We start from the raw sequence: 16,749 nt of genomic DNA, 5'->3' as shown, positions 1-16,749 counted from the left end.
AACATTTTATAAAATGTTTATATTTACACAACAAGAACACTTTTCTGAAAAATCTTTTCTCCCAATACATTAAAAGGTCGGCAAAAAAATTTCTACTTTCGTTCCTACTCCTACACTACTTTGGATCGTGATACTCCCTTGATGTTCCTTAATAATTTTATATGTAATCATTAATCCAAGTCCTGTACCAGTCTCCTTTGTTGTGTAAAACGCCTTGCCAATTTTTTCTAACTTCTCATTCTCTATACCAAATCCTTGGTCTTCAACAGAAATACACAAATGTCCTTGCGTTTTTTGATATGCACGGATATGAATTTCTCCACCCTCTGGCATTGACTCTATTCCATTTTTAATGATATTTAATAACACTTGTTTTAATTGCTTATCATCACCGTTTATAGCCGGTAAATTCCCATCTACTTGTAAATGACATTTAACTCTATATTGCGTTGCATAACTTTCCATTAGATGCACAACATATAGAAGGATGTCTCGTATATTACACCTTTCATAATTTGTTGGCTTTGGTTTTCCTAACAACATCAATTCACTAACAAATCCATTGACTCTTTCAATTTCTTGTAGCATAATGTCGTAGCTCATCGTATCAGTTGGATTTCTTTCTTTTTGCATTTGCGTAAACCCTTTTAACGCTGTTAACGGATTTCGAATTTCATGAGCAATTGTTGTAGACATAGTCCCAATCACAGCTAAATTTTCCGTCTCTTTCATATTGTTCATCATTTCAACCACTGTTCTTACATAAGATTGAAATCGTTTTAATAAAGAATGTGAAATAATGAAATAAAATACACATAAAACAAGTGGAATTATCACTTTTAAATCTTGTAATAGCAATGTGAAAAATACGTACTTTCCAATTACACTAAAGGACACTAAATAAAAGTATTTTCTATTCACGAAAACTGGGGCAAATAAAATTAATAACATTTCTACCATACTGCCATGTTCAAAAGGTCTATCCGTTCGCAAATAAATCATTAAATTATTCACAAGATTGATAAACATGTACCCAAATAAAAATAAATATTTTACAGAATATACATACCCTCTTTTTTGAAGATATATAGAAATAGGAAATAATGCTATTACAAATATAGGCACACCTATCCCAAGACTACCTTCTGGCCAACCTACCGCTGTTCCACTAATATTCATAGCAGGATATACAAAATAATATATAGCGTCATATAAAAAGAATATAATATAAAATAATAATATAAATACCTTTAAGGCTCTTCTTTCTTCATAAATCAAGCTCTTGTATTTATTCATATAAAAACTCCCCTTGATCGATACAAAAAACTTTCATTGTTATCTCCTTAAAGTATAAGTATGAAATTGCTTTCAGGGCAATATTTAACCTTATAATACTGAAAGGAAGGAGATCTCTCCTTCCTTTTGGTAACAACTTACATCCATCTTACCCTGTCATGTAACAATCCATCCGTAAAATTATTATGCCCCATTACAAAATCCTTCATATATAAATTTAAATACTCACCGTACTTACTTTCTGTGTTTAATAACAACTCCTCGACGTAATAAGCACCTTGTTCAAATTGATCTAAAAGTAAACTGGACAAGCCCGCATAAATCCCGCACCCTACCTGAAAATACGTTGCATTCGTTTTATATTTACGAAAAACTTGGCTACTATTCATCACATTATACATATATGTCTCACTATTTTCATAAACGAGTAACACACCGACCAAGTCCTCTCCAGCAACCTCTTCTTCCGCTGGATTAAACACTTTACGATTCCAGTTCCATAAATCTTCTACTTGATCTAAGTTCTGTCTAATTATATTTGTTGTATACTCATTAATTCGATAAAGAAAACCAACTTCCATATTGAAGTTTTTCCCTAAAATTAATACTTCCTCATGTGGCATTAAACAACCATAGAATTCTTTTTCTCCTAACTTCACTTTATACTCTGAAGAATATACATCTTCATAAAAGTAAAGAGGACGATGATGACTCATATACATCGGATAACTCCAGATCGCTTCATCTAAAAATCGCTCTACTGCCCATGAAGCATAAAGTGTATGTGGCTTTATAAGTGCTGTATCATTCAAAAATGATGTGTCATGTTCTACAATATAACATGCTCTTGGCCTTTCATTTGGTCGTTCCTTCATAAGCTCAACAACCATCCATTGAACAACACCTGGATTCATACCTGAACCTATAATCGCTTTTGTATTTGTAAATTTCTCTTTCTCCTTCTCAAACCTTGTATATCTTTCCGTAAGCTGAAAGCCAATTAAGCTATCGTCCTGATCTACTGCCTCATTTTCCAAGGCTGAGTTAATATAACAAATTCCTAGTTCATTACAGCAGCTTAATACTCTAATTGTATCTGCCCCTGAAACATCAATCACAACACTCGTTCTTTTTTCTTTTAAATGTTGTTTAAATTCCACTACATTTTGAAGGTTTATTTCATATAAATATAATTGACCTTTCAGATTCGAAAACAACTCATCATAATAAGTCCTATCTTTTTGTTTTATATCCACCAAATGAAATTTGGCATTCTTTAATACTTCATAAATTGGATCTTTTTCATTTGCTATCGCTTGATTTAAAATTGCTAAAACTGCTTTTGCTGCTCCACCAGCACTACCAAGCAATGTAATTGATAACGAATTAGGAAACTGCTCCACAAACAAAACCCCTTTAATAAATTAGTTGAGCAGCTCCTCCTCAAAAAATAAATTGAATATATAATAAGATAGCTCGTACACAATGTTTATAAGTTAGTGCAAAGTTACCTTTTAAAAAATCACACTATACTATGCTTATATTCAATTCATTTTCCCCTCATCTCCAAATTAAACTAAAACAAATAGGCTCGACCTTTTCTTCTGCATATAAAAGAAAAAGCCAGCCCTTCCAACTAATCTACGGACAATGGACGGATTTTACATGTTGAATATTCACATACATTTTTGCATCACGTGCTTTTGATATTTCAATATGACCTTCATCAATTTTCGCCATTTTTCCAATTTTATTGGACTCCTCACCTAAATCAAACACCATAATTTTCCCAGTCATTTTAATAAGCTGTTCTTCAAATGTTCTAGCTAATGTAATATTTAACGGATTTACGGGGAGTTCATTTTTATTGAGGGCATACGGTACTTGGTTTTCTTTATACGGAATTAACCATTTTAAATGCTTTAAAGATATATATACCGTTTTATAAACCGGACTATAAAAAACAATATAGTCGTTCATCACACTTGTAACATAACCATGTATTGGAGCATTTCCTGCTACATAAACTTCTGTAAAAATCCCTTTAGAAGTACTTAATACTTTTCTCAAAGAAATTGAAGGGGATTCCCTCTTAATTACAGAATCAACATCTGGTTTTAGTATGTCTTCGTCATGTGGTCTTAAAAATTTATAGTATTGTACATGATATAAAGATATATATACATAGTCTTGTCCATTGTAAAGAACAATAATGTCATTTCCTACGTCTATTAATATACCTTTAAACCTTTTTTCACCGATTAATTTAACATATATATTTTCCCCAATACTTTTGTTTAACTCATTCATCTATATCCTCCTTCCTATGAATTTCAGCTTTCCTATCTTCCGTTTCAAAAAAATAATCAGGGCAATGTTCTGTCTTAATAGTAAGTAATTCCTTTTCATACTATCGAAATAAGAAATTGTTCTTCTCTTTCCCTCATAATGCCCCTCTTATTTATTAAACATTATTCATCTTCATTCTTTTTACATTTCACTACTTGACTCACACTCTTAATATGATAATTAATGATATAAATAACTTCATCACCGTTTACTAGCGTAATACATTCTTCATGCACTTCACTTAATAGGCCTTCTACACACTCTGGGCCGCCACGGTTAATCTTTACCCACTTATACTTCAAGTCACGTAATACATCGACGAAAGTATCATCATCAGAGCAGAAACATGAAACATAGCCATCGCCACATTTACTTTCTTTCACTTTCTTAACTAGACTCTTCACATGTTTCAATTGGTAATATACTAATTCACCAAGAGGAAGTTGTAATGTAAGGTAATCTCTTCCTAACGATACAAGTACCCCCACTCGACTCTCTGGTCCACGAAGATTTACTTTTACAGTCTCACCGACTAAGCCTTTAATTTGTTCACAGCATAATATACTTTCCAAATTTGTATCCTCCTTTCTTATTATCTTCCTCTTCTTGACTGTCTTTGTGCGCGAGCTCGACCTGAATCATTACTTTCACTTTCGCTTTCACTTTCGCTTTCTTCGCTCTCTCTACAAGGTACTGTTACACTCTTAATATGAGATACTGCAACTAATATAACTTCTTCTTTTACAATTAGTGTCACAAATTCACAAGAAACATCTTGTAAAATACCTTCAACTTTCTCTGGGCCACCACGATTAATTTTCACCCAGCAATATTTGAAGCTTTGAAGTAACTTTTCAAAGTCATCTTCACATTCACATTCCAACCATCTGCAATCATCTACTTTACAATCTTTCACATTTTTTGTAATACTTTTCAGATGACGAATCTGATAGTAATAGAGCTCTCCTTTTTCATTCTTTAATACAAAGTAATCCGAACATACAGCGACTATTGTCCCTTTTTGAGATTCTGGACCACCCCTGTTTACTCTCACAAAAGATCCAATTAAGTCTTTCAGAAAATCACAATGAAATAAACTCACGAGAAAACCCCTTCCATTAATTTATAAGCTTTTGCACTGATAGTATATGTATCTGTACAGGTTACGTTCTCTATGTTTGTCCTAGCTAGAAAAAAATATGCTTTTAACATGGTAGACTACTACCTATCAAAATTTGAAGAAAGGCTAAGAACTCCTTATGTTTTTGATATCTTCAAACAAAAAATCCCTTATGAATATACATTTCTGCATATCTTCATAAGGGATTTTCCATAGTTTAATCTTCGTCTTTAACATCCATATCTTCTGGAATTGGTTCGTTCAATATTTCTTCCACTAATTGCTTATATTTCTCCATTTGTTCTAAATGTGTATTAAATTGTTCTTTATTTACTAAATATTGCTCTCCATCGAATAGCGCACGAATTTTCTTTTGCTGAATTAACTCTTCAATATACGATTTTGGTAAATTCAAATACTCCGCAGTCTCTTCTACTGTTATATACAATGCGTTCATTCCTTTATTATTTTTTCATCTATACTGTATCTTACTTTACTTTATTTTTGTAAACAAATAAAAAAGATTTTGTAAATGCAGTTCAAAAAGCAGGTAGATGCATTCCATATATTGTATAGTATTATATAGTAAGAATTTTTTAAATATAGAATGGTATTACCCATTTACACAAAGGAGAGTTAACATATGGCTACTCGTCACATCATTACAATGTTAGAAAAAACACTACAAGTTGAAACAGAAAACACAATTTCTCATTTGAATGTATCTTTATCTGATCGTTTTCTTTCTCAAAGCACAGCAATACATGAAAACAATTGTTATCATACAATTGGTGAATGGTACAAAAATCATTTCTTATTCCAACAAGATGATTTCCTTTGGGCTAAATATGCCTTCTATGACGCATATTGTGAAGCCATCCAAAAACAAGGTCATCTTACAAAACGCGTCCGTCAAATATTAGAATCATTGGCTCGAAAACATGGAAAACAATATATTGCTTCTATACTAAATATGCCATTTCCTAATGAACGCGCTAAAGGGACAGCTTAATTTAGCCATGTTCTGCGTAAGCAAAACATAGCTAAATTGTTTTCTAAGATGCTTTACCAATAAAAATGTTCATATCATATGAACTGATGAAACCGGTGTCATTATAATGATTGAAAATATAGTAAACAGGAAAACCCCCACGTACATCTCTCATCCATTTGAATAGAGAAGTATGTGGGGGTATACTTGTTCCTTATTATTTTATCATCTGCTTAATCAGTTCGCGATTTCTCTTCTTAAATACTTCATTATGAGAAGAAACCATTCCGTACTCACTTGCATCTGGTTGGATAAATTGCTTTGCTTTATTCACAGCATTTCCAGCATCTTGGAATGCACCTGCAATTAAGTGTAGTTTCCCTTCGTGCTTTAAAATATCTCCAGCAGCATATAATCCATCTACTGAAGACTCACTATTTGCATTACCTGCAATATAATAATTATCTATAATTGCAACGTCTAACTCACTATTTTCTAATAATGTAATGTCGCGTTCATATCCATGATTAATAATAACTTCATCAATAGGTAAGTGAGAAACCTCACCTGTTTCATGATTTGTTAATTCTACATATTCGATCGCTTCATGATTATCACCAGCAATTAATTTTGTAATCGATGTATTAAAGAAACACTCCGCTGAGCTGTTCATAAGTTGTTTTACTTGTGCTTCATGACCAGATAATTCTTCTTTTCTATAGGTTACATACACTTTTTTCGCAATTGGTTCCAATTCATTTGCCCAATCAACAGCAGAATTGCCTCCACCGGAAATAATAACTGTTTTACCTTTGAAACGCTTTAAAGATTTAACTGTATAATTTAAATTCGATACTTCAAATCGCTCAGCACCTTCAATAGATAACTTTTGCGGTTTCAATATACCACTTCCTGTTGCGACGATAACTGTTTTTGAAAAGTGTTCTTCGCCAGTACTTGTTTTTAATGTAAAAGTACCATCTTGATTACGAATAATCGATTCTACTTTTGTATCTAATACAACTTCCGGCTTAAATGTTAACCCTTGCTGTACAAGTTGTTCAATTAACTTATCACCTGTAACTGGCAATAGTCCTCCTACATCCCAAATCATTTTTTCCGGATACACATGTATTTTTCCACCTAAATGTGGTTGAAATTCTATTATTTTTGTTTTCATTTCTCTGAGTCCACTATAAAAAGCTGAATAAAGCCCTGCAGGTCCTCCGCCTATCACGGTTACATCAAACAATTCTTCTCGATTCATTCGTGCTCACTCCTCAGCTATTAATCATTGATTATCATTCTCAATAAAATATAACCTGTTTCCGCAAAATTTACAATCAAAATTACTATTGACAATACACCTATATAAAATTATATTATTTAAAGAATCAATAGTGATAATCATTATCATTTTGTTAATAATTAGCAAATTTGAGATTACATCTTCTTTTATTAATATGGTTAATACTATATTATAAAATCTCATATTCAAGATTTTTAATAAATCATTTTGCTTTACCACTACTCTTTCAAAAAGATTGCAGTTAAATAAATTATTGTATACACATATCATCTATGTTAAAGGAGAAAGACGATGAAAAAGTTATTTATTTCACTAACAGTTCTTTTCGTTCTTGTTATGAGTGCTTGTAGCAATGGCTCTACAGACAAAAAGAACGATGCAAAAGGTAGTAAATCAGAAACAATTACATACCAATCTGAAAATGGTAAAGTAGAAGTTCCTGCAAATCCAAAACGCGTTGTTGTACTATCATCATTCGCTGGTAACGTAATGTCATTAGGTGTAAATCTTGTTGGGGTAGATTCATGGTCTAAACAAAACCCACGTTTTGATAGCAAACTTAAAGATGTTGCTGAAGTATCTGATGAAAATGTTGAAAAAATCGCTGAACTAAATCCAGATTTAATCATCGGTTTATCAAATGTTAAAAATGTCGATAAGTTAAAGAAAATCGCGCCTACTGTAACATACACTTACGGAAAAGTTGATTACTTAACACAGCATTTAGAAATCGGTAAGTTATTAAATAAAGAAAAAGAAGCAAAAACTTGGGTTGATGACTTCAAGAAACGTGCACAAGAAGCTGGTAAAGAAATTAAAGCAAAAATCGGTGAAGATGCAACAGTTTCTGTTGTAGAAAACTTCAACAAACAGCTTTATGTATACGGCGAGAACTGGGGCCGTGGAACAGAAATCCTGTACCAAGAAATGAAATTAAAAATGCCTGAAAAAGTAAAAGAAAAAGCATTAAAAGAAGGTTACTACGCATTATCTACTGAGGTATTACCTGAATTTGCTGGTGATTACTTAATCGTAAGTAAAAACAAAGATACTGATAACTCATTCCAAGAGACAGAATCATATAAAAACATCCCAGCAGTAAAAAATAATCGCGTATATGAAGCAAACATGATGGAATTCTATTTCAATGATCCACTTACATTAGATTTCCAACTAGACTTCTTCAAGAAGAGCTTTCTTGGTAAATAATACAAACATGAGGAATTCTTAATTTAAGAATTCCTCTTCCTTTATTCTATGAACAGAAAAGATGTGAAACGAATGACAAAAGATCATGACAATCCACGTTCTATAGCTTTTACATACAAACTAATTTTAAGCTTAATTGCATTCTTTCTTATTTTTATGGTTGCAATGGTATTAGGTGCTGCAGATACTTCGATAAAAGATGTATGGTTAGCACTCACTTCCTCCGCTAAAGGAGACAAAATATCTATTATTCGAGAAATACGTTTACCACGTGAAGTTGCTGCTATTTTTGTAGGAGCTGGATTAGCCGTTTCTGGGGCAATTATGCAAGGATTAACACGAAATCCACTTGCGGATCCTGGATTATTAGGGCTATCTGGTGGAGCAAATGCTGCGCTTGCACTGACACTTGCTTTCAACCCTTCCATCAGCTATCTTTACTTAACATTAGCTTGCTTTATCGGTGCGGCAATTGGCGCAATTATGGTATTTGGAATTGGTATGGTGAAAAAAGGCGGCCTTTCTCCTCTTCGAATTGTATTAGCAGGCGCTGCAGTTTCAGCATTTCTACTCGCAATTTCAGAAGGAATCGGCATTTACTTTAAAATTTCACAAGATGTATCACTTTGGACTGCTGGGGGCGTAATTGGAACAACTTGGAGCCAATTAAAAATTATTATTCCAGTCATTTCAATTAGTATCTTTATCGCTATCTTACTAGCAAAAAAATTGACAGTTCTTAGTTTCAGTGAGGAAGTGGCTATTGGACTAGGTCAAAAAATTATTGTTATTAAAACTATTTTATTTATCATTATTATCTTACTTGCAGGTGCATCTGTAGCGCTTGTTGGAAATATGGCATTTATCGGCTTAATGGTACCTCACATGGTACGCCCAATTGTCGGTCCAGATTACCGATTTGTTATACCGATGTCAGCAATTGCTGGAGCTTCCTTTATGCTACTTGCAGATACAATCGGACGTACTATTAACGCTCCATACGAAACACCAGTTGCGGCAATTGTTGCGATTGTAGGGTTACCATTCTTCCTATTCATTGTACGTAAAGGAGGAAAAACATTCTCATGATGCAATCTATTTTAAGAAAACAGCGTCTCATTATACTCGCTTTACTTATAGTAATCATCACAACCATTGTAGTTGGAATGGGACTTGGTTCAGCGTCTTTATCTTATGATCGACTACTCCCAACATTAATGGGGCAAGGGACTTTTAAAGAGGAGTTTGTTTTATACTCTTTAAGACTACCTAGAATTGTCATTACATTATTAGCTGGTATGGCTCTCGCTTTATCAGGGGCTATTCTGCAAGGAATTACCCGAAATGATTTAGCTGAACCTGGTATTCTTGGTATTAACTCTGGGGCCGGTGTTGCTGTTGCTATTTTCTTTTTATACTTTCCAATAGATGTAGGTTCATTTCTTTACTTACTACCTGTAGTTGGATTTATCGGAGCATTTCTGACAGCTGTTCTAATTTACGTATTTTCATATAGTAAATCAACTGGACTTCAACCAATCCGATTAACATTAACCGGTATCGGTTTTGCATTTGCACTATCTGGAACGATGATTGTCCTTATTTCATCCGCGGATCGTATGAAAGTAGACTTTATTTCAAAATGGATTGCCGGAAATATTTGGGGAGATGACTGGATCTTCGTTTTAGCAATGCTCCCATGGTTAATCGTATTCATTCCGTTTATTTTCTATAAAGCAAATCGATTAAACATTTTAGCATTAAACGAACCAGTCGCAATTGGCGTTGGAATTGAAATTGAAAAAGAACGCAGGTACTTATTAGTTGCAGCCGTTGCACTTGCAGCTGCAGCTGTTTCCGTAACAGGAGGAATTAGCTTTATCGGATTAATGGCTCCTCATATTGCGAAATCTTTAGTAGGTCCAAGACATCAAATTTTCATGCCTATCGCCCTTTTAATCGGCGGATGGCTATTATTATTAGCAGATACAATCGGACGAAATATCGTTGATCCTAATGGCATTCCAGCAGGTATTGTCGTTGCTTTAATTGGGGCTCCTTACTTTATGTATTTGTTGCTTAAGAAAGCGTAAAAGACACCCTCAAGATCTTTTCTTGAGGGTGTCTTTGTTTCATTCTACTGCTGCCCATACCCTTCAAACTTCTTCGCCAAATTCTCCATCTCATCTTCTGGCAATAGCTTTGGTTCCCCAATGCTTTTCGTTTGATAATAAATTTGAGCACAAAACTCAATCTCTTCTGCAACAGTAAACGCCATTTTTATATTATTTGCACCAGCAATTAAACCGTGATTTGCAAGTAGCACAGCTCGGCGATCAATCATGCCTTCAAAAGCAGCATCCGCTAATTGCTTCGTACCAAATGTTTCATACGGCGCACAGCGGACATTCGGGCCTGCAAAAGCAATTAAATATGACACAGCCGGAAGCTCCCATCCTAATGACGCAATCGTCTTCGCGTAAGGAGAATGTGTATGCACAAGCGCATTTATATCTTCACGCTTCCTATAGTAAATAAGGTGCATATCTAATTCACTTGATGGTTTTCTCTCTCCTTCTACTACTTCACCATCTAGGTTTAATATAACTACATCTTCAGGCTTTGTTTCATAATACTCTAAACCACTTGGGCTAATCGCAACAAGACCTTGTTCACGATTAAAGATACTAATATTACCGCCCGTTCCCTTTGTTAAACCACTAGAAATCATTTTCTTTCCATACGCTACAATTTCTTCTCTTTCTTTTTGTAATAACATATACATCCCCCTAAGTATGAAGCTTATGATGACTGACTTTTACATTTATCTACTTATTGAAATAGCTTTTTTAAATTCTCCGTAAACGGTGCCTTTACAATCCCTTTTTCTGTAATAATCGCTGTTACATTTTCATGTGGAGTAACATCAAATGCTGGATTATATACTTTACTTTCTGTCGGAGCTGAATATTGTCCGAAACGATTAATCACTTCAGAAGCATCTCTTTCTTCAATCGGAATTTCTTTTCCTGTCGATGTCTTTAAATCAATTGTCGGCGTTGGTGCCGCTACATAAAACGGAATGTTGTAGTATTTCGCTAAAATAGATACGCCTAATGTTCCAATTTTATTTGCTATATCACCGTTCGCTGCCACACGGTCGCATCCAACAATTACAGCGTCAATCTTCCCTTGTGACATGACCATAGCCGCCATATTATCCGTAATGACAGTAACATCAATTCCCGCTCGCTGTAGTTCTAATGCCGTTAACGTTGACCCTTGTAATCTTGGACGTGTTTCATCCGAAAAGATTTTTAAGTCCCATCCTTTTTCTTTCGCTAAGTACATTGGAGCCGTCGCAGTACCATACTTAGTCGTCGCTAACGCACCAGCATTACAATGTGTTAATACTCCCATTCCATCATGGAATAATGTTAATGCATGTTCTCCAATTTGACGGTTAATTTCTTCATCTTCTCTATGAATCTCTTTTGCCTCTTCTAGTAATCTATTTTTCAGCTGTGAGATTGATAAATGAATATTATCTGTCGCTACACTTTCCATTCTTTCAAGTGCCCAAAATAAATTTACGGCAGTCGGTCTTGATGTCGCCAAGTATGTACATACCTTTCTTACTTCATCCATAAATCCTTCTTCCGTACTTTCAGCAAATTCCTTTATCCCTAAATACACTCCATAAGCTGCTGAAACACCAATCGCTGGTGCACCTCGTACTTTCATTACTTGAATGGCATCCCACACACTTTCAGCTGTTTTAAAAGATTCATAAACAATTTCATTCGGTAATAACGTTTGATCTAATAAAACTAAAGAATCATCTTTCCACTGAATTGGTATTAATTGCTCTTCCATCATATTCTCCCCTTACTCCGCGTAGTGCATTGACTGTTCTTTTAACGTTTCTACAAAACTTGTACCCGTTCTATATTGATTCGCTCGTAAAATAAAACTCTTCGCTACTTTAAGACAAATTCGCTCCGCTCTAGCACGTGCTTCCTCATTCTCAATACAAGTAATATCTTTTACTTTCGCTAATCCAACAATACGGCGGATTAATTCAAGACCTGTCACTGCAGCTGTATCCTCTAATACAGATTGTAAATAGGCTTCGTTAAAGCCTTCTTCCTTCGCCATAATCTCGGTCACATGAATATCCCAAGCATCTAAAAACTTCTTCTTAAATAAATCAATTACCTCTACCATCGTAGTTTGTAACCAATCCATATACGTATCTTTCTCAGCTCCAGGTAGCATCGTTGCATCTGCATTCACCCAAGCAAACATTAAATTCGCCATTACATTCCCGACGTCATATCCCATAGGTCCATAAAAAGCAAACTCAGGATCAATAACCTTTGTAGAATCATCTCTTACAAAAACAGAACCAGTATGTAAATCACCATGAATAAGCGCCTGTGCATTCGTCATAAAAGAAAATTTACGTTTCGCTACTTCCATCCGAAGCTCTTTATCACTATAAATATGCTCCCTAATCCATCCCTCATTTAAAGGAAATAACTCATTACGCTTATTATGATTTGTAAATGGTTCTGAATATACGAGGTCCTCTGTAATCTCACATAATTCAGGATTTATATAATTCTTCACAAGTTCCTTCTTCTCTTTATGATTCATTACAACATCCGATGTTAATAAAAGTGTATTTACCATAAAAGTAGTTAAGTCGTCAGCAAGCCGCGGAAATATTTGATGATTTATAAGTGCTGTACGTAATATTGTGTGATTCGATAAATCTTCCATTACGCAACAGTTCATCACACTATCAAATAAATACACCTTAGGAACAAGTCCAGGTGCTAACTCATCCTCTAACTGCAAAACATCTGATTCTATGCGAATACGATTCGTCGACAACTTAAACTCATCTGAAATGCGAGCTGTATCCCCAGCTTGCTTTACGATGACAGACATGTTCTCTTTTTCATCCCAAACGCGGAACACATAATTTAAATTGCCATCACCTATTTCTTTACACTTTAGCCCCTTTGCATGTTCAAACTTAGATAATTTCTCTTTCACATATGCAATCACATCTTTAGCTTCCATTAAAAAATACTTTGTGAACTTAGACATGGTTTCCCCTCCACACCAATTGTAAGCGTTTTCTAAAAGCTATAAAAAATAATAGGTTGAATTTTTTCATCCTATAAATATGTATTCTTCTTTTTGAAAGGTATATCTAGGTTTTATTATATCTCGTTAGCACTTTGAGTCAATATTTCTAACTATCATCGTAATATACTTCCTAATTATATATTCGAGATGACAAAAATTGTTCAAAAAGATTTCAATTCATTTTATTTTATTTATCGCACAATTCTTTGTAAAATAGAAATAAGCAGTTCCTTTTCAAATACATAACTTCTAAGAAATATTTCCTTCCTAAGAATTTACACTTACACCATATCTCTAACATACACACTACTCTTTCAAACAATCATTGAAAATTTATAAACTTAAAGTTACCTTTCCATTCCCTGTTAGCCTTAATTGAGAATAAATATTAATTAAATCGGTATAAAGTTGGTTTATTCTCTTGACAAAATAACCACTTCTATATGATAATTAATATCGAATTAGAATTATTATAGTTAATTAAAAAATATATTTTATGAGCACACTATTTTTTGATGCTCAAAACCAACATTTAGGAGGAATTTTAATATGTTATTAATCGGCACAGAAGTAAAACCGTTTAAAGCTAATGCTTACCATAATGGAGAATTTATCCAAGTTACTGACGAAAGTTTAAAAGGAAAATGGAGTGTAGTTTGTTTCTACCCAGCTGACTTCACATTCGTTTGCCCAACTGAACTTGAAGACTTACAAAACCAATACGCAACTCTAAAAGACTTAGGCGTTGAAGTATACTCTGTATCTACAGACACTCACTTCACTCACAAAGCATGGCATGATAGCTCAGAAACTATCGGCAAAATCGAGTACATCATGATTGGTGACCCAACTCGCACAATCACTACAAACTTCAACGTTTTAATGGAAGAAGAAGGTCTTGCTGCTCGTGGTACATTCATCATCGATCCAGACGGCGTTATCCAATCTATGGAAATCAATGCTGACGGTATCGGCCGTGACGCAAGCATTCTTGTTAACAAAATTAAAGCTGCTCAATACGTACGTAACAACCCAGGTGAAGTTTGCCCAGCTAAATGGCAAGAGGGTTCTGCAACACTTAAACCAAGCCTTGACCTTGTAGGCAAAATCTAAGGAGTTCGATCAAAATGATACTAGATGCAGATATAAAAACACAACTATCCCAATACCTTCAATTAATGGAGAACGATATTTTACTTAAAGTAAGCGCAGGAGACGATAACGTATCTAAAGATATGTTAGCTCTAGTAGACGAATTAGCTACTATGTCATCTAAGATTACAGTAGAAAAAGTTGAATTAGAGAGAACACCAAGCTTTAGCGTAAACCGCCCTGGTGAAAACACTGGTGTCGTATTCGCTGGTATTCCATTAGGACACGAATTTACATCATTAGTGTTAGCTTTACTACAAGTAAGTGGACGCGCTCCAAAAGTTGAACAAAAATTAATCGATCAAATTAAAAACATTCAAGGCGAATATCATTTTGAATCTTATATCAGCCTAAGTTGTCATAACTGTCCTGATGTTGTACAAGCTCTTAACGTAATGAGCGTTCTTAACCCTGGTATTACACATACTATGATTGATGGCGCTGCATTCAAAGAGGAAGTAGAAAGCAAAGACATTATGGCAGTACCAACTGTTTACCTAAACGGCGAATCTTTCGGAAGCGGTCGTATGACACTTGAAGAAATTTTAGCTAAAATGGGTAACGGTCCAGATGCATCAGAGCTTTCTGATAAAGATCCATACGATGTTCTTGTTGTTGGTGGCGGCCCTGCTGGTGCAAGTGCAGCAATTTACGCAGCACGTAAAGGCATCCGCACTGGTATCGTTGCTGAGCGCTTCGGTGGTCAAGTAATGGATACTATGGGCATTGAGAACTTCATCAGCGTGAAAAAGACTGAAGGTCCTAAGCTAGTAGCAAGCCTTGAAGAGCACGTAAAAGAATACGACATCGATGTAATGAATCTACAACGTGCGAAACGTTTAGAGAAAAAAGAACTTATTGAAGTGGAACTTGAAAACGGCGCTATTCTGAAAAGTAAGAGCGTAATCGTTTCTACAGGTGCTCGCTGGCGTAATGTTGGCGTACCAGGTGAAGCTGAGTTCAAAAATAAAGGTGTAGCATATTGCCCACACTGTGACGGTCCATTATTCACTGGAAAAGACGTAGCAGTTATCGGCGGAGGTAACTCTGGTATTGAAGCAGCTATCGACTTAGCAGGTATCGTTAAGCACGTAACTGTTCTTGAATTCATGCCAGAATTAAAAGCTGATGCTGTATTACAAGAGCGTCTTAACAGCTTACCAAACGTAACTGTTCTGAAAAACGTTCAAACGAAAGAAATCACTGGTACTGATAAAGTAAACGGTATTTCTTACATCGATCGTGAAACTGAAGAAGTTCATCACGTTGAATTACAAGGTGTATTCGTACAAATCGGTCTTGTGCCAAACACAGACTGGTTAGGCGAAACAGTTGAACGCGTTCGCGGTGAAATCGTAACAGACAAGCACGGCGCTACAAACGTACCAGGAGTGTTTGCTGCAGGTGACTGTACAAATAATCCGTACAAACAAATCATCATCTCTATGGGTTCAGGTGCAAACGCAGCTTTAGGTGCATTTGATTACTTAATCCGTAACTAATAAAAAAACAGGTGCCTTGGCACCTGTTTTTTTATTACCCTAATGTATAAACTAAAAACCTCTCATTCCCATTCTTCTCATAAGCACCTGACAATCTAACTTCTTTCTTCAGCTCAAACGCAGTCTGATTTTCTAAGAAGAAAATATAGTCCTCAGAAGGATAATATAAAATAATATCTACTTCTCTCCCCGTTTCTTCTACTGAAAGCAAAATGTTATTTACTACATTCATAAACACTTGCACAGAAAACGGATTAAAGAAATAAAACCTATTATCATGTGGATCAATCTCATATTCCTGCGCTAAACAACATTCAAATCGAATTTTGTCTTTACTGTTTCTTACCTTTCGGGCATAACGATTAAGATTATCCATCGCTTCTTTATAAAACTCTTCATTCATTTCAATTCCAACCGCTGAAGCACTACACTTATGGTGCATATAAAAGTTTAACCGCCCTTTTCCGCACCCAAAGTCTACAATTCGGTCGCTACTTCGTATTTCATATTGATTCAATAACTCATCTAACCCGCTATACGGTGTCGGTTCATAGCGATGATAATGCATAGACTTGTTAAACCCTTTTTGCTCACCGACTGTTTTTATATGTAAAACTGCATCGTAATATTGTTCGTTCATTCGTTTTCTCCTATTAAAAAA

At 34.8% G+C, this 16,749-nt stretch carries 17 protein-coding genes; 6 read left to right on the top strand and 11 right to left on the bottom strand.

Going from position 1 to position 16,749, the window contains the following annotated elements:
• Nucleotides 1-69 precede the first annotated feature (69 nt).
• The 6 genes from ACZDYH_RS22180 to ACZDYH_RS22155 form a co-directional block, all read right to left on the bottom strand.
• Nucleotides 70-1,296 (bottom strand): ATP-binding protein, encoded by a 1,227-nt coding sequence (locus ACZDYH_RS22180; RefSeq protein ID WP_001046103.1) that lies wholly within the window; start codon nt 1,294-1,296, stop codon nt 70-72.
• A gap of 137 nt (nt 1,297-1,433) precedes the next feature.
• A complete protein-coding gene (locus ACZDYH_RS22175) occupies nt 1,434-2,699 on the bottom strand; it encodes an S-adenosylmethionine decarboxylase related protein (protein WP_474887184.1) in 1,266 nt (421 codons plus the stop codon).
• Nucleotides 2,700-2,937: 238 nt separating this feature from the next.
• The gene (locus ACZDYH_RS22170; protein WP_001004268.1) at nt 2,938-3,606 is read right to left on the bottom strand and encodes an LSm family protein; all 669 of its coding nucleotides are present in this window, start codon (nt 3,604-3,606) and stop codon (nt 2,938-2,940) included.
• A gap of 161 nt (nt 3,607-3,767) precedes the next feature.
• Nucleotides 3,768-4,217, bottom strand: coding sequence for a hypothetical protein (locus ACZDYH_RS22165; RefSeq protein WP_000443836.1), 450 nt, complete (start codon nt 4,215-4,217; stop codon nt 3,768-3,770).
• 20 nt (nt 4,218-4,237) lie between these two features.
• Nucleotides 4,238-4,747, bottom strand: a complete 510-nt coding sequence (locus ACZDYH_RS22160) for a spore coat protein (protein WP_071740540.1) — start codon at nt 4,745-4,747, stop codon at nt 4,238-4,240.
• Nucleotides 4,748-4,982: 235 nt separating this feature from the next.
• Complete coding sequence (locus tag ACZDYH_RS22155) at nt 4,983-5,222, bottom strand: helix-turn-helix domain-containing protein (RefSeq protein ID WP_001998970.1); 240 nt, start codon at nt 5,220-5,222, stop codon at nt 4,983-4,985.
• A 186-nt stretch (nt 5,223-5,408) separates the two neighbouring features.
• Between ACZDYH_RS22155 and ACZDYH_RS22150 the strand changes: the two genes are divergently transcribed.
• Nucleotides 5,409-5,777 (top strand): hypothetical protein, encoded by a 369-nt coding sequence (locus tag ACZDYH_RS22150; RefSeq protein WP_016121517.1) that lies wholly within the window; start codon nt 5,409-5,411, stop codon nt 5,775-5,777.
• A 196-nt stretch (nt 5,778-5,973) separates the two neighbouring features.
• On the opposite strand, the gene ACZDYH_RS22145 is transcribed toward ACZDYH_RS22150, so the two are convergent.
• Nucleotides 5,974-7,023: an NAD(P)/FAD-dependent oxidoreductase gene (locus ACZDYH_RS22145; RefSeq protein WP_001078267.1), complete on the bottom strand. Its 1,050-nt coding sequence runs from the start codon at nt 7,021-7,023 to the stop codon at nt 5,974-5,976.
• 333 nt (nt 7,024-7,356) lie between these two features.
• Here ACZDYH_RS22145 and ACZDYH_RS22140 point away from each other — a divergent pair, with 333 nt between their 5' ends.
• From ACZDYH_RS22140 to ACZDYH_RS22130, 3 genes are read left to right on the top strand one after another with little or no spacing between them, the layout of a single operon-like run.
• The gene (locus ACZDYH_RS22140) at nt 7,357-8,274 is read left to right on the top strand and encodes an iron-hydroxamate ABC transporter substrate-binding protein (RefSeq protein WP_000732579.1); all 918 of its coding nucleotides are present in this window, start codon (nt 7,357-7,359) and stop codon (nt 8,272-8,274) included.
• A 48-nt stretch (nt 8,275-8,322) separates the two neighbouring features.
• A complete protein-coding gene (locus ACZDYH_RS22135) occupies nt 8,323-9,363 on the top strand; it encodes a FecCD family ABC transporter permease (protein WP_002025239.1) in 1,041 nt (346 codons plus the stop codon).
• On the top strand, nt 9,360-10,367 hold the full coding sequence (locus ACZDYH_RS22130) for a FecCD family ABC transporter permease (RefSeq protein WP_000983753.1): 1,008 nt from the start codon (nt 9,360-9,362) through the stop codon (nt 10,365-10,367). Before ACZDYH_RS22135 ends, ACZDYH_RS22130 begins: the two co-directional genes overlap by 4 nt.
• Before the next feature lie 44 nt (nt 10,368-10,411).
• Here the strand turns inward: ACZDYH_RS22130 and ACZDYH_RS22125 are convergent, their stop codons facing one another.
• Genes ACZDYH_RS22125 through mtnK form a run of 3 tightly spaced genes read right to left on the bottom strand, consistent with a single transcriptional unit; the run spans nt 10,412 to nt 13,392 of the window.
• Entirely contained in the window at nt 10,412-11,053 is a 642-nt protein-coding gene (locus ACZDYH_RS22125) for an L-fuculose-phosphate aldolase (protein ID WP_000926554.1), read from the bottom strand.
• Between the two features lie 53 nt (nt 11,054-11,106).
• Nucleotides 11,107-12,153 carry an S-methyl-5-thioribose-1-phosphate isomerase gene (mtnA, locus tag ACZDYH_RS22120; RefSeq protein WP_012593139.1) on the bottom strand — a complete coding sequence of 349 codons (1,047 nt, stop codon included), beginning with the start codon at nt 12,151-12,153 and terminating at the stop codon, nt 11,107-11,109.
• Nucleotides 12,154-12,162: 9 nt separating this feature from the next.
• The gene (gene mtnK, locus ACZDYH_RS22115; protein WP_000033223.1) at nt 12,163-13,392 is read right to left on the bottom strand and encodes an S-methyl-5-thioribose kinase; all 1,230 of its coding nucleotides are present in this window, start codon (nt 13,390-13,392) and stop codon (nt 12,163-12,165) included.
• Nucleotides 13,393-13,983: 591 nt separating this feature from the next.
• Between mtnK and ahpC the strand changes: the two genes are divergently transcribed.
• Together ahpC and ahpF are read left to right on the top strand one after the other, a co-directional pair.
• Entirely contained in the window at nt 13,984-14,547 is a 564-nt protein-coding gene (gene ahpC / locus ACZDYH_RS22110) for an alkyl hydroperoxide reductase subunit C (RefSeq protein WP_000924420.1), read from the top strand.
• Between the two features lie 14 nt (nt 14,548-14,561).
• Nucleotides 14,562-16,088 (top strand): alkyl hydroperoxide reductase subunit F, encoded by a 1,527-nt coding sequence (gene ahpF, locus ACZDYH_RS22105; RefSeq protein WP_000599508.1) that lies wholly within the window; start codon nt 14,562-14,564, stop codon nt 16,086-16,088.
• 34 nt (nt 16,089-16,122) lie between these two features.
• Here ahpF and ACZDYH_RS22100 read toward each other — a convergent pair whose 3' ends face one another.
• On the bottom strand, nt 16,123-16,728 hold the full coding sequence (locus ACZDYH_RS22100; protein WP_016121511.1) for an SAM-dependent methyltransferase: 606 nt from the start codon (nt 16,726-16,728) through the stop codon (nt 16,123-16,125).
• Nucleotides 16,729-16,749: the final 21 nt, after the last annotated feature.

It is taken from the genome of Bacillus sp. EB V-12, assembly GCF_056158125.1.
This window is presented reverse-complemented; position numbering and strand designations above follow the sequence as displayed.